The 14,789-nt window shown below is 42.6% G+C and carries 10 protein-coding genes; 8 read left to right on the top strand and 2 right to left on the bottom strand.

All coding sequences use genetic code 11. The features are described from left to right. Positions 1–102 precede the first annotated feature (102 nt). Positions 103–804, top strand: a complete 702-nt coding sequence (locus sps_RS11645; protein ID WP_077752682.1) for a SapC family protein — start codon at positions 103–105, stop codon at positions 802–804. A 15-nt stretch (positions 805–819) separates the two neighbouring features. After that, positions 820–2,373: a tryptophan halogenase family protein gene (locus sps_RS11640; RefSeq protein ID WP_077752681.1), complete on the top strand. Its 1,554-nt coding sequence runs from the start codon at positions 820–822 to the stop codon at positions 2,371–2,373. A gap of 49 nt (positions 2,374–2,422) precedes the next feature. Here sps_RS11640 and sps_RS11635 read toward each other — a convergent pair whose 3' ends face one another. Beyond that, positions 2,423–3,931, bottom strand: a complete 1,509-nt coding sequence (locus sps_RS11635; protein ID WP_077752680.1) for a tryptophan halogenase family protein — start codon at positions 3,929–3,931, stop codon at positions 2,423–2,425. Between the two features lie 12 nt (positions 3,932–3,943). Then, positions 3,944–4,684: a sulfite exporter TauE/SafE family protein gene (locus sps_RS11630; RefSeq protein ID WP_257788646.1), complete on the bottom strand. Its 741-nt coding sequence runs from the start codon at positions 4,682–4,684 to the stop codon at positions 3,944–3,946. 75 nt (positions 4,685–4,759) lie between these two features. Between sps_RS11630 and sps_RS11625 the strand changes: the two genes are divergently transcribed. The 6 genes from sps_RS11625 to nagP all read left to right on the top strand — a co-directional run bounded on the left by sps_RS11625 (position 4,760) and on the right by nagP (position 14,589). Beyond that, positions 4,760–5,792, top strand: a protein-coding gene (locus tag sps_RS11625; protein ID WP_169915688.1) for an IS630 family transposase whose coding sequence is annotated in 2 segments (ribosomal slippage) — positions 4,760–5,226 and positions 5,225–5,792 — 1,035 coding nt in all. Because the reading frame shifts where the segments join, the coding sequence is not laid out codon by codon here. A 1,046-nt stretch (positions 5,793–6,838) separates the two neighbouring features. After that, positions 6,839–9,505, top strand: coding sequence for a family 20 glycosylhydrolase (locus sps_RS11620; RefSeq protein WP_077752678.1), 2,667 nt, complete (start codon positions 6,839–6,841; stop codon positions 9,503–9,505). 223 nt (positions 9,506–9,728) lie between these two features. Further along, positions 9,729–10,625 carry an N-acetylglucosamine kinase gene (gene nagK, locus sps_RS11615; protein WP_077752677.1) on the top strand — a complete coding sequence of 299 codons (897 nt, stop codon included), beginning with the start codon at positions 9,729–9,731 and terminating at the stop codon, positions 10,623–10,625. A gap of 2 nt (positions 10,626–10,627) precedes the next feature. Continuing rightward, positions 10,628–11,761 carry an N-acetylglucosamine-6-phosphate deacetylase gene (gene nagA, locus sps_RS11610; RefSeq protein WP_077752676.1) on the top strand — a complete coding sequence of 378 codons (1,134 nt, stop codon included), beginning with the start codon at positions 10,628–10,630 and terminating at the stop codon, positions 11,759–11,761. A gap of 152 nt (positions 11,762–11,913) precedes the next feature. Beyond that, positions 11,914–13,050, top strand: a complete 1,137-nt coding sequence (gene nagX / locus sps_RS11605; protein WP_077752675.1) for a transmembrane glucosamine N-acetyltransferase NagX — start codon at positions 11,914–11,916, stop codon at positions 13,048–13,050. Positions 13,051–13,281: 231 nt separating this feature from the next. Beyond that, positions 13,282–14,589: an N-acetylglucosamine MFS transporter NagP gene (nagP, locus tag sps_RS11600; RefSeq protein ID WP_418346732.1), complete on the top strand. Its 1,308-nt coding sequence runs from the start codon at positions 13,282–13,284 to the stop codon at positions 14,587–14,589. The last annotated feature ends 200 nt before the right edge of the window (positions 14,590–14,789 follow it).

Here is a 14,789-nt window from a genome sequence, read left to right as displayed (position 1 = left end):
TCTAATTAGAATTAAGGTATAAAAAGGGAAGGGGGAGTTTAGCTCTCCCTTTTTTTGTAAAAATTCATTTTTAAAAGAAGCCCTATCAAGGAGCCAAAGAAGATGCCTAATGAAATAACACTTTTAGAACCCAACAAGCATTCAAACTTTAAAGTTTCAAAACCCAACTATTCACAATTTTCCAATCAACATATTCTCCCTATCACCCTTCATGAGTTCTCTAGAGCAGCAACTGAATACCCAATAGTTTTTGTTAAAAATAGTGAAACAGGTCAGTTCCAATCTGTCGTCATGTTAGGTCTCCAGCCTGAGCAAAATTTAAGTGTGGTTAACGGTGAGTGGATAGGAAGCTATATTCCTAACACTGTAACAGATTACCCTTTTGCTGTTGTTTTAAATGCAGAGCAGCCTGATAAAATATGGATAGGAATCAAAGAGCAATCATCTCAAGTAGGAACTGAAGTGGGTGACTCCCTTTTTAATGCTGGTGAAGAAACACCTTTCTTCACCAGGCGTAGAGAAGAAATCGTACAACATTTCGAGCAAGAACAGGCAACTCAAGCTATTTTGCAATTAATCGCCGAAAAGGGTTTATTCAGACAACAATCGTTGACTGTCAATATCAAAGGTGACCAACGTAATATAAATGGCTTATATATGATAGATGAAGCCAAGCTTAATGACCTAAATGATGATGACTTTCTTGATTTGAAAAAAAGAGGCCTATTGGGGCCCATCTATGGTCATTTAACGTCTTTACATCAAGTTAATCGTTTAGCAAGAACAGAGGTTTCAAAAGGTTAATATAGGAGTCTTTTAATGCCAGAAAAAAACAAGATCACTAAGGTATTAATTGTTGGTGGTGGAACTGCAGGCTGGTTAGCTGCTAATCATCTTGGTAAACGTTTTTCTGATCTAGATGGACCTAACATTGAGGTGACTTTGATTGAGTCACCTAATATCCCTAATATTGGTGTAGGGGAAGGTACAGTGCCTATGATGCGTGAAACTTTACGTTATCTGGGAATCGATGAAGGTTATTTTGTCCAATCTTGTGATGCTACCTTTAAGCAAAGCATTAAATTTGTCGATTGGGTATACAACCCAAAAGAGAAAAATCATTCGTATCACCATCTTTTTGATTATCCTATGAGTCATGACTCAGCTTTTTATTGGCATAAAACATCTGCTTCGAGTCGTGATAGTTTTGCCAATTCTGTATCCGTGCAAAGTGTGTTAGCTGATGCAGGTTTAGGGCCTAAACTTGTCACTCAACCTCAGTTTCAAGGAGTCACTAGTTATGCTTATCACTTGGATGCACGTAAGTTTTCAGAGGTATTAAGGCTTAATGCGTTATCCAAATTTGGCTTGTCTCATATTCTTGATGATGTGCTTGAGGTCACTTTATCTGATAGTGGCGATATTTCTACTGTGTCAACGAGTCAGAATGGGGAGTTAGAAGCTGATTTATTTATCGATTGTACAGGGTTTAGTGCGCGGCTTATTGAAAAAGCTTGCAAGGTACCATTTGTCGATAAAGGGGACGTACTTTTTGTTGATTCTGCGCTAGCCGTTCAAGTTCCCTATGAAAAATCTCATGATGCAATTCCTTGCTTTACTTTATCTACAGCTAAAGAGGCTGGCTGGATTTGGGACATAGGCTTAACTGAACGAAGAGGAGTTGGCTACGTCTATTCAAGTCGCCATAGCTCTAGGCAAGATGCTGAAAAAGTACTCTCAGAGTATCTGGGTGGAAAAGTGAGTGAAGCTGAGTTTAGGCATATCCCCATGCGTATCGGTTATCGCGAGAAAGCTTGGCATCGTAATTGTGTTGCTATAGGTTTATCCGGTGGGTTTGTTGAGCCTTTAGAAGCGACGGGTTTACTTGTTTTTGATGTAACTTCAAGAATGCTAGCTGAGTGTATTCCTAATAAGTTGAGTAGTATGCATTTAGTTGCTGAACGCTTTAATCAGCGGACTGTAGATACTTGGAATAAGGTCATTGATTTTATTAAGCTTCATTATGTGGCTTCTAAACGTAATGACACTGAGTTTTGGAGCGATAATCGCAAAGAAGCCTCTATACCAGATTCTCTGAAGCAAAAACTTGCTCTATGGTCCTCAGAGCTGCCCAATCGTTATGATTTCACTTCGACTCTAGAGATTTTTAATCTAGAGAATTACCAGTATGTACTTTATGGGATGGATTTTGATACAGACTTAGGCTATTCAGAAGTTTCAAAAGATGGCTTAGATAAATTCTTATCTGAACAAAATAAGATTGCTGAATTTATTCATCAAGCTAAAACTCAGCTTGAGCCTCATCGTGAGTTAATTGAAAAAATTCATAAGTTTGGCATACAAAAAGTATAAATATTAAGATGAAGGAGATATCTACAGCCTCCTTCATTATTATATTTTTTTATTTAGAGACCAGCTTTAAAAACTCAGAATGTAACATGGCTGATTTATCGGCTTGTTCTTGTTGTTGCGCTAACCTCTGTAAAATATTTTGAATTTCATATTCCGAAGCTGGTTGGCTGAGGTCAGGTGTATGGTCCATTCCATATAAGATAAAACGATAGTTTTCATCATTGAAAATAGTGCCATAGCCACCAGCTAGATCCATAAATTCACAGGTTTTGTTACGCCATAATTCGAGCATTTCAGGTAAGCCCTTAGCATAGGCTGCTGTTTTAGCCGCCTGCTTCCAAAACTCAGTATCGTCCCGATCGCTGAGACAGTAGTGTAATATGATAAACTGCCTCAGGTCTTGGTATATCCCATTTAATGTCTTGTTATAGGAGTCTCTAACCGGTTGAGTCGGGGCATTTGAAGATAAATGGGTCGCTAATAAACGAGCTCCAACATTGACAATATGTAGCCCTGTTGATTCAAGAGGTTCGATGAAACCACCGGATAAACCAATGCTTATGCAGTTACCTATCCAAAACTCTTTTCTGCAGCCTATTTTCATATCAAGATGGACAGTTTTTAGGATTTCTTGGCTATCACCAAGGTGTTCTAATAGCTCTGCTTCCGCTTCCTTTCTTGTCAGTCTGTTCCCATCATACACATAGCCAGTCCCTTGACGGTTTGAAAGATCTATTTCCCAAGCCCAACCGTTAGTCAAAGCTGTTGCAAGGGTATATGGTTTAGGGGATTGGCCCAATAGAGGTTTTCTTTGGATTGCAACCGCTTTATTACAAGGGAGTTCTTGTTCAAATGATTGCCAATTATTATCCCTTAATGATTCAATTAATAAGCCTTTGAAGCCCGTGCAATCAATGAAAATATCAGAGGTAAATTCTCCCTTATTTGTAATGATTGAAGTAATGGTTTCACCATCAGTTTTAACATGCTTCACATTAGCTTCAATATGCTCGACACCGGCTCCGCAAGCTTTCTTACGAAGGTACTTCCCCATTAATATAGCATCTAAATGGTAACCGTAAGGAACGATGCCTTGGTACTGAGGTGAAGTCGCTGTTTTAGGGCTGTTTGCGTTACTTATTAGTTCAGATGAGATACTTGTCGCTTGCGCGTAGCTAACGTGTTTAGGAGACTGAACCCATGCAGTTGCATTATCTAATGGACCCGCAGGCCTTTGTTGCTCGAAAGGGTGGAAATACTCATGGGTTTGACCATCTTTAGGTTTCATCCAATTACGGAACATGATTCCGTTTTTCAAAGTTGCGTTAGTTTCTCTTAGTAACTCGTTCTCATCTAAGCCCATAGCGGCAAAGAAAAATCTGATACTGTGTACTGTCGCTTCTCCTACACCAATTGTACCGACGTCTTTACTTTCTACTAATCTAATCTTTACTGTTCCTCCTGATTGATTGTAGAGTCGCTGCAAATACATAGCAGTCATCCAGCCAGAGCTACCGCCGCCAACAATTGTGATATTTTTAATTGCTTCTTTAGCCATATATACCTCTTGTCAAATCAATAGCATTGCGATACCAGAAAGAATTATCCATCCAGCAAAAAATATTTTAAGTCCTTTCACCGGGAGGTGTAGTGCTAGCTTCTTTGCCAAAATACCACCTAGGATAGCGCCTGGCCCTGCGAATAAGATCACGTTAAAATAGGCGTCACCTTGGTTAGATAGGTGTATTGGACTAACAGACCAGACCGTAAGTGCTGTGACTATTACGCCCAGAGCAATAGCTAAGGTTGGCGTTGTCTTTTTTAGAAGTAAATAGATAACGATGACTTCGCCCACACCTACTGACAGCCAAGCAGTTATTACTCCGCCAACATAAGCTAAAAGTGAAAGTTGCAGGGTCTCATTTCGATTCAGTACACGATGCTCAGTTGTGCTTGTTAGCGTTATGCTGCTTAAGAGAATTGCGAAACCTAGTAGAATAGAGAACAAACTGAAGCTATGCTCAAGCGAGGTAGGTGATTGAATTGCAAGAACTTGCGTGGTCCAGATCCCGGCTATGGAAAGGGGAGAGCAAATACAGATTAGTTTGACAAGCTCTCTTCGCAGGCCCGATTGATTCTCTTTCTTAAAGTGAAGCCACCAGGTTAGTGCACCAGCAGTCATGCCGAAGCATTGAATAGCGAAAGATGTCGAAATGCTTTGTTCATTGCTGAAGTTGAGACTGCTAAAGACTGGGATAAAAATAACGCCTCCGCCGGCGCCTGTTGAATTAGCGAAGGTAGCGCCTGTGATCCCAAGGAAGATGTAATACCAATCAGTAATGAGTTGTGATCTAATATAGGTATCGCAAATAACCCGTATCTCCGTTTGAAAAACTATACCGCTGAAGAGATTTTAATCTTATCTAGAGCAGAAAAAGAGCCGCGTAAACGGATCCGATTACTGGCAGTAGCCTTATTCCTAGAGGGGCATAGCCGAACAGATGTCGCCGAGAGACTAAAAGTAGCCCGTGGCAGTGTTAACGCCTGGGTAGCAAAATATCTTGCGAGCGGCCCCAAAGGATTAGATGCCAAAAAGAATAAGGGCCGTGATAGCTACCTCACCTCAAGCCAAAAGCAGCAACTAAGTGCATATATAGAAGAACAAAGCATAAGTTCCTCTGGAGGCAGACTGACAGGTGACGCTATCCTAAAATATATTCAGCTACGCTTTAATGTCGACTACCACCCGAATGCGATTTACAAACTACTGGAACAGTTAAGTTTTAGCTGGATAACTAGTCGTTCTAAGCATCCAAAGCAATCACCTGAAGCCCAAATGGCTTTTAAAAAAGTTCCAACTGGAAACGATCCTTAACATCCCTGGTAGTGTGGCGCTTGAACGGGTAGATATTTGGTTTCAGGATGAGGCTCGATTTGGTCAACAAAATAGTACGACACGCTTGTGGGCGAGAAAAGGGACGCGTCCAAGAGCTGTGCGTCAGCAGCAATTTGAATATGTCCATTTCTTTGGTGCTGTTTGCCCACAAACAGGAGAGACTGAAGCGATAATTACGCCATACCTAAGTAAGGACATTATGCGTCAACATCTATCACTGATATCCCAAAGAACAAAGGCTGGTCGACATGCTGTTGTTGTGATGGATGGTGCAGGTTGGCATACCGATGATATAGCGGATGAATTTAATAATCTAAGTATCATCAAGTTACCTCCGTACTCACCAGAGCTAAACCCAATAGAACAAGTATGGAGTTGGTTACGACAACATCACCTTGCTAATCGCAGTTTCAAAGGTTACGAGGATATAGTGGATGCCTGTTCGATTGCTTGGAACTGTTTCATTAGTGATACAAAAAGAGTGGTGTCACTATGCCGAAGGGACTGGGCAATAATGACTTAATGTTAAGATGGAATGGTATAATGAAGATAGTCACGGGTAAGTTCAAAGGGATTAGAGAATTGAAATACCCAAATAGACCAAAGACTAGCTAAACCTAGAAACAGAAATACTGGTTTAGGGATGACAACTGTTCTGCTTTTATTGTGCTTATTCATCGTAGGTCCACTTTGTTATATTTTTTAGGTGGCTATTTATCACACACATTAGCTCTGGTGATGTTATCAACTTTTGACAGCGTTGTCATGTTTTGGTGTTTTGAGTGAGTTGCTCTGAAAAAGAGCAAGACATAGTTATATAGAACTCATCAGTGCTGAACAGAAAAAGTCCTAAATGAATGTCAAAAAAATGTAGATATTATGTTCGCTCTTGTGTATGCTCGTAAATGACAGCGTTGTCATCTGCTTGTGTGACGAGTTGTCTTGTAAGGTCTGCATGAATAGGAAGAGGTCTCCTGATTCGTGTTTTGGCAGATGTAATAGGGTAAAACTGAATTACATTTGTGTTTGAAATTCCAATAGTCTCTCCCCAGAAACTAGACTTGGCTAGGTGTTTTGTCAGTATTTATGTGATGAATCACCTAGCTTTTTTTTTATGTGGATTATGACGATATGGAATAGGTTTAGAAGTTGTAAGCGAAAAAATCCAAACACTCTTGCCCATGCTGGTAGAAAGGTGATCAAGGTTTAAGGTGTATAAGAGAGGCGCTACAATTGATGAGACAGTCTTATCTTGTAAACAGATAACTGAGGTCACTCAGATTAACGACTTCCTTCAAAGTCCTACCTTATCTCATATGTTTCACAGCTAGTCAGCTAGTCAGTTAGACGTTAACGTCTGTCTAGGTTTGCGTCAGTGATGATGAACTGACACTATTTAGTACTGACCGAAAATCATTAATTTTATAGTCCACAGTCTCAGATACAACTTAGCGCTTTAACGATTTAATAGAGGTGCAAGTTTTGGTTATATCAAGGGGAAAGATTGCGGCTAAGGTGGCTCATTTCATCTTGAGATGAGAGGACATTGAATCATAGTAGAGGGATAGAATGAAATTGAAGTTGATCACTGCCGCAATAACACTTGTGCTAGCAACGAGTGCTTGCTCCGATGTAAAAACTGAAACGAATAACCAAGTGTCCGCAGAGTCGAGTCAAGCTAAGGCTAAGAGCCTAGATCAAGCACAATTAAACAAGCTTGGGGAGACATTAGACATAAAGTATCGTTTAGTGACTAACTACCCGGAAGGTTGTCCGACTTCGGGTGTTGACGGCCGTTGCTTCACGGCGCAGATAGATCTGACCTCAGCTGTTGATGTGGACAGTAAGGACTGGTCTATCTACTTCAGCCAGATGCGCCCGGTGCAGTCGGTGAGTTCAGATGAGTTTACTATTACTCGTGTGAAAGGCGATCTACATAAGATAGTGCCAACCGCTAAGTTTAAAGGACTCAAGAAGGACATTACTAAGACCATAGAGTTTAAAGGTGAGCTGTGGCAACTATCAGAAACCGATGCTATGCCCAATTATTATCTGGTATCAGGAGAATTAGAACCGGTTCTTATCAAGAGCACAAGGGTGAGCCTTGACAGTGAAACAGGTATGGAGCTTCGTCCCTATGCGGTGTCCTTTACCGATGAAGAAACACAATATAAGCGAAGTGATACCGATGAAGTGAAGTGGGCGACACCTGAAATACTTTTTCTGGCGAATCAGGGAATTGATTTTCAGCCTGAGTTGGTTACCAACACGATAATTCCAACTCCCCTGAAAGTGAATGTGAGCTCTACTGATCGACCTGTATCCCTAAAAGACGGGATAAAGCTTGAGCTTCATGATGTTAAGCGTCAAGCCATAGATGCTGCCGTTGCACGTCTGAGTCGCATCGGTGTCGAAGAGTCTTCATCTGGCTTAGCCATCAGTTTCTTACCGCTTAAAGTCAAGTCAACACCAGGCTCATATCTGTTAGATATCGCCAAGAATGAAATCACCATTTCTGCTGCCGACGATGCAGGGTTTTCCTATGGCCTATCTTCATTAACCAGCCTTCTCGATAGTAACGACTTGGCTGTTAATACCATGAGAGTGGAAGACTCTCCCCGTTATGATTTCCGCGGTATGCATATCGATGTATCGAGAAACTTCCATAGCAAGCAGTTGGTGTTGGATATGTTAGATCAGATGGCGGCCTATAAATTGAATAAGCTACATCTGCATATGGCCGACGATGAAGGTTGGCGATTAGAGATAGACGGTTTGCCTGAGCTCACAGATGTCGGCAGTAAGCGATGTCATGATTTGAGTGAAACAAGGTGTCTGTTACCTCAACTAGGTAGTGGCCCATTTGCCAATGTTAAGGTCAATGGCTATTACTCTAAAGCAGATTATATCGAGATTTTAAAATATGCGGGGGCCAGACAAATACAGGTCATCCCTTCAATGGATATGCCGGGGCACTCAAGAGCTGCTATCAAGTCGATGGAAGCCCGTTATCGTAAGTTAGCAGCATCTGGTGATTTAAAAGGAGCCGATGAGTATCGCTTAATAGATCCAAAAGACACCACTGTCTATTCATCGATTCAATACTATGACGATAACACCCTCAACGTGTGTATGGAGTCGACCTTTCACTTCGTCGACAAGGTAATCGACGAGATTGCTAAGCTGCATGAGCAAGCGGGCCAGCCTCTATCTGTTTATCATATTGGTGCCGATGAAACTGCTGGTGCTTGGTTAGACTCACCTATTTGTAAGGCGTTCCTTGCCGACAATAAGCAAGGCGTGATCACAAGTGATGAGTTCGGTGCCTATTTTGTCGAGCGAGTATCGAATATTCTCCATGAAAAAGGGATAGAGCCTGCAGGTTGGAGCGATGGAATGAGCCATACCCGTCCAGAGAACATGCCAAAATCTTCCCAAACCAATATATGGGATGTTATTTCGCACAATGGTTTTCGCCGCGCACATCAGCAAGCTAATTTAGGTTGGGACGCTGTATTGGGTATGCCAGAGATGCTTTATTTTGATTTCCCCTACGAGGCGGATCCTAAAGAGCATGGTTATTACTGGGCGAGTCGTAATACCAACGAACGCAAGTTATATGGTTTTATGCCAGATAACTTACCAGCAAATGCTGAGCAGTGGACCGATATCCAAGGTAACCCCTTTGAAGCCGACGACACAGAGAAGCGAGATAAAGCTGGCAAGCTAGTCAGTGGCCCAATGAAGGAGGGTATGTCATTTAGCGGTCTTCAGGGGCAGATCTGGAGTGAAACACTCAGAAGCGATGCCGTGGTCGAATATATGACCTTTCCACGTTTACTTATCTTGGCCGAGAAAGCCTGGCACAAGGCGAGTTGGGAAGTACCTTATCAATATAAAGGAGCCAGCTATAATCAAACTAGCGGTTACTTCACCCAAGATATGCGTAATGAACAGGCTAGGCAGTGGGCTGTGATTGCCAATACCTTGGGTCAGAAAGAGTTAGCTAAATTAGATAAAGCTGGCATCGAATATCGGGTACCTACCGTTGGCGCTCATATACATGAGGGGCAGCTGTTTACGAATCTTATCTATCCAGGTTTAACCGTTGAGTATCGAGTTAATGGCGGTGAATGGCTTATTTATCATTCACCTGTAGCTGTCGATGGCCGAGTAGATGTTAGGGCTGTAGCAGCTGATGGTAAGAGAAAAGGCCGATCTCTAATCGTTCGGTAACAGGGTTGCAACATTTGTGGCTGCATATTACCTGCAAGTGCAGCCAGCCTAACTCCTTTCTTTGTGGTGCTTTCAGCTGAGTTAGGGCCTATTTTTATCAGTTGAAAGAAAACAAATGACAACGCTGTCATTTGTGTTGTAACATGAAGTTAACTTAGTCAGTGAGCAAGGCATTAGCGAGTAGTGCTAAACCTTGGATAAAAAAACTGTGAATGAGGTCTGTATGAGTGTGAACCAGACGAAGGAGAAACCGTTGTTTATAGGAATTGATGGTGGCGGCAGTAAATGCAGGGCAACAATTTACTCTAGCGAAGATGGTGTAATAGGTACTGGTGTAGCTGGGCGTGCAAATCCACTTCACGGTTTATCACAGACATTTGAATCTATTCAAATGTCCACCGAGCTAGCGTTAAAAGATGCAGGAATGAGCTTAAGCGACAGTAGGGCACTGGTTGCCGGACTCGGACTCGCTGGGGTGAATGTCCCTAGGCTTTATCAAGATATCGTTAGCTGGGATCATCCCTTTGCCGATATGTTTGTCACAACGGATCTGCATACCGCTTGTATCGGTGCACATCGTGGTGGCGAAGGTGCGGTGATTATAACGGGAACGGGATCTTGCGGATATGCTAATGTCGATGATAAGCACCTGTGTCTTGGCGGTCATGGCTTCGCTCTGGGCGACAAAGGCAGCGGTGCCTGGTTAGGGTTAAAGGCAGCCGAGCAAGCTTTGCTACATCTCGATGGATTCGCAGAAAAGACTATATTGACTGAGTGTATTCTCAATCATTTCAAGGTCCATGATGCTATGGGCATAGTTGAAAATCTGGCCGGTCAAACTTCCAGTGTTTATGCCAAGCTAGCCAGAACAGTGCTTGAATGTGCTAATGAGCAAGATCATGTCGCCAAAGAAATCGTTAAAGAGGGGGCTGCCTATATCAGTGAGCTCGCTCGTAAGCTCTTTGAAGTGAACCCTCCGCGTTTTTCTATGATAGGTGGATTAGCCGAGCCCTTGGCTCCTTGGTTAGATAAAGATGTCATTGCTAAGCTATCGCCAACATTAGCTCCTCCAGAGCTTGGGGCGACCTATTTTGCGCGTCAAAAGTTTAGGATAAAATAAACATGAAGCAGACATTAATAGCTAAGCGGGTATTCGATGGTGAACAGTTTCATAACGACCTGCCTATCACGATAGAAGATGGTCATATCCTTGCCTTGGATACCGTCGCAGGTGTAAAAGAAATCAGCGCCGATGGGACTTTTGTCCCTGGATTTATCGATGTGCAGGTGAATGGTGGTGGAGGTGCATTATTTAACGGCGACCCGTCAGTTGAATGCATAGAAACTATCGGTAGTGCTCATGCTAAGTTTGGTACTACAGGCTTCTTACCCACATTAATTACCGATAATGTCGATATCATGAGCCGAGCGGCTGATGCGATAGCAGCTTCATTGGTTAAAGGAAGTGCCGGGGTTTTAGGTGTGCATTTTGAAGGCCCACACTTATCTATTCCTAAGAAAGGGGTTCATCCTCAATCTCATATCCGCAGTATATCCGATGCAGAGTTGGAGATATTCAAACGTGATGACTTAGGCTTGAAAGTGGTCACCTTAGCGCCTGAAAATGTATCGGTAGATGTGATTAAAGCCTTAGTCGCCGCCGATGTGAGAGTCTGTCTCGGCCATTCTAATGCCAATTATGAAATTGTTGTTGCTGCGTTAGAAGCGGGTGCTACAGGCTTTACACATCTCTTTAATGCTATGTCTCCCTTCGGTTCTCGTGAGCCGGGCATGCTAGGTGCGGCAATAGAGAGCCGAGATGCTTGGTGTGGGCTTATTGTTGACGGTCATCATGTGCATTCTGCCGCAGCCAGAGTGGCTATTTATGCTAAACCAAGAGGCAAGGTGATGTTAGTCACTGATGCTATGCCGCCTGTTGGTCTCGAAGAGGAAGCGAGTTTTGAGCTTTTTGGCACTCAGGTTATACGTCAGGGTGATAGATTAAACGCTGTGACTGGTGAGCTTGCTGGCTGTGTATTAGACATGGCTGGGGCGGTTAGAAATACGGTCAGCATGCTAGGTTTGCCCTTAGATGAAGCGATTCGTATGGGCTCTTTATACCCTGCAGAATATTTAGGTCTAGCAGAAAGGCAGGGGCAAGTAAGTGTAGGTAGCCGAGCGGATTTAGTGTTGCTAGACGGTGAGCTTAAAGTACAGCAGACACTAATAGGCGGTACATCTGTTTTCAAGGCCTAGCATTATCAATTAATAACATTTAGCAAAATTCAGGCTCGAAAGTTCAATAAGCCCTAGTGAGCAATCTGGGGCTTTATGTTATCTAGCGTTTGTACTTACAAAGCGCCAAAAATACAGAAATAATAATAACGATAAAATATAGAGGAAAGGTAATGGAATCGAGTCTAGCAAAGTCACCTAAACGCAGGTTGATGTCGCTCGATGCTCTTAGGGGCTTCGATATGTTCTGGATTTTAGGCGGTGAGGCACTCTTTGCCGGTTTGCTAGCTTGGTCCAGTTGGCAAGGGTGGAGATGGGCAGATGCTCAGATGCATCATAGTCAATGGCATGGCTTTACCTTTTACGACCTGATATTTCCCTTATTTATTTTCCTCTCGGGCGTTGCACTGGGCCTATCTCCTAAGCGTTTAGATAAGCTACCTATAGCCCAGAGAATGCCACTCTATAAGCATTCAGTGAAACGACTCTTGTTGTTACTTTTCTTCGGTGTTCTCTATAACCATGGATGGGGCACTGGCGCGCCAGTTGCCATAGATGAAGTACGATACGTCAGCGTTTTGGGACGTATCGCTTTCGCTTGGTTCTTTGCTGCCATGTTAGTCTGGCATACCAGCTTAAGAACTCAGCTATTTGTTACTTTAGGAATATTGATAGCTTATGGCTTGTTGCAGCTATTTATGCCATTTCCTGGTGGAACAGCGGGCGTGTTTACCCCACAAGGCACGATCAACGCTTATGTCGATACACACTTTTTACCTGGAATCACATATCAGAATAGACCTTTAGATCCCGAAGGGATCCTGTCAACCATCCCAGCTGTGGCCAATGCAATGGCTGGTGTGTTTGTTGGACATTTCATCGTTAAGGAGCATAAGAAAGGAGAGTGGGCTAAAGTCGCTTATCTGCTGCTTGCTGGAGTCTTTATTCTAGCTTTAGGCTGGTTGGTCGATTTGGTTATCCCTGTGAATAAAGATCTCTGGACCAGTTCCTTCGCATTAGTGACGACCGGCTGGAGCATCATATCATTAGCCGTTTTTTATGCATTGGTTGATGTGCTTAAATGGCAAAAGATAGCATTTCCATTTGTGGTTATCGGCTGTAATGCCATCATCATCTACCTAGCATCTAGTTTAGTTAACTGGAAGTATACGGCGCAGAGCCTGTTCGGAGGTGTTGTTAATTCTTTCTCAGTTTCTGCTCAACCCTTAATTAGTGTTATCGCTCTGTTGCTCGTACAGTGGTTAGTACTCTATTGGATGTATAAACGGGGCATCTTCATTAAGGTTTAAGTTTTAACCAATATAATCTGATCGACTTAGCCATAAACCAGCTGCTTAACGGGTTTATGGCTAAAAGTCAAAATGACAGCGTTGTCTTTTTGGGTTTTCTGTTTTAACATCAATGAAACAAAGTCTATCCTATCTCGTGACAGGTGACTTTTGACTGTAAATCTAGTGTATTAATAAGAAGTGATATCAGCTGTACTCGGTATCTAAAATAAAATTATAAGAAGCAGGCTTATGGAAATGACAGTAAATAGTGAAAATAAACGCAGTAATTTTATTCCGATGGCAATTGTCGCCGGACTATTTTTTATTTTAGGTTTCGCGACCTGGCTCAACGGTTCCTTGATGCCTTATCTGAAGCAAATTCTTCAGTTAAGCCCGCTTCAAGCATCCCTTATTCTTTTCTCATTTTATATCGCAGTGACTTTTACTGCTTTACCTTCGGCTTGGTTGATAAGAAAGGTTGGATATAAAACTGGGATGGCGTTAGGCATGGGGATCATGATGATTGCTGGCCTGCTATTTATTCCTGCGGCTAAGACACAAGTCTTTGGCTTATTTTTATTTGCACAGCTGGTAATGGGAGCGGGACAAACTTTGCTTCAAACTGCAGTTAATCCCTATGTGGTCCGCCTCGGTCCTGAGGAGTCGGCGGCAGCGCGAGTCAGTGTCATGGGAATACTGAACAAAGGTGCTGGCGTCATCGCCCCCTTAGTCTTCAGTGCCCTTATTCTTGATAGCTTCAGAGACCGTGTGGGGATGGAGCTTACTCCTGCACATATCGATGAGATGGCAAATAGTTTAGTTATACCTTACCTGGGTATGGCTCTATTTATTGGTCTATTAGCCATATTAGTTAAGAAATCACCTCTCCCAGAGCTGGAAAATGAAGAAGATGATGTGGCAGTTAGTGGCAAAGGGCACACCAGAGAAGCTTTATCTCATCCAAATTTAGCTTTAGGTGTTGTTGCGCTTTTCTTCTATGTTGCTGTAGAGGTGATTGCAGGTGACACTATTGGCACATTTGCACTATCACTTGGCATTGGAAGCTACGGTGTGATGACCTCATATACCATGATTTGTATGGTTGTCGGTTATATCATAGGCATCTTAACAATCCCTCGCTTCATTTCTCAGCCAAAAGCATTAATGGTCTCAGCCATTTTAGGTATGGTGCTGACATTAGGGATCTTGTTCGGTGACAATGAGTCTTATGCGATTGCAAACACAGTCTTGGTGCCTTTTGGTGGTGCTCAATTACCAGATACCTTGTTGATGATAGCTCTGCTTGGTTTGGCTAATGCAATAGTATGGCCTGCAGTATGGCCATTAGCTCTCTCTGGTATGGGCAAGTTAACAAGTACAGGTTCTGCACTTCTAGTCATGGGTATTGCTGGTGGCGCATTTGGTCCTCTTTTCTGGGGCTTAACGAGTTCGGTTACACCCTTAGGTATTCAAGGTGGCTATATGGTGATGTTCCCATGTTACCTATTCATTCTTTTCTATGCGGTGAAAGGCCATAAGATGAAAAGCTGGAAATAAATGTAATTTGCTTACCACATTCTCTAAAGGAGCCTTCAGGCTCCTTTTTTGTGCCTGGTATATTCATGACACCGTTATCGAGTTTATAGGCTGTATAGAGTATCTAGGCTTTAGTAGGACTATGGTCCTAGGATAAGAGCTAGGGGTATTAGATTGATTTGGCCTGTAAAGTGGCTTGCTTGTTCTTTACTTTTGATTAA

Source organism: Shewanella psychrophila (assembly GCF_002005305.1).
GTDB classification, from domain to species: domain Bacteria; phylum Pseudomonadota; class Gammaproteobacteria; order Enterobacterales; family Shewanellaceae; genus Shewanella; species Shewanella psychrophila.
The sequence above is the reverse complement of the archived record's forward strand: the minus strand, read 5'-3'. Positions and strand labels throughout refer to the sequence as shown.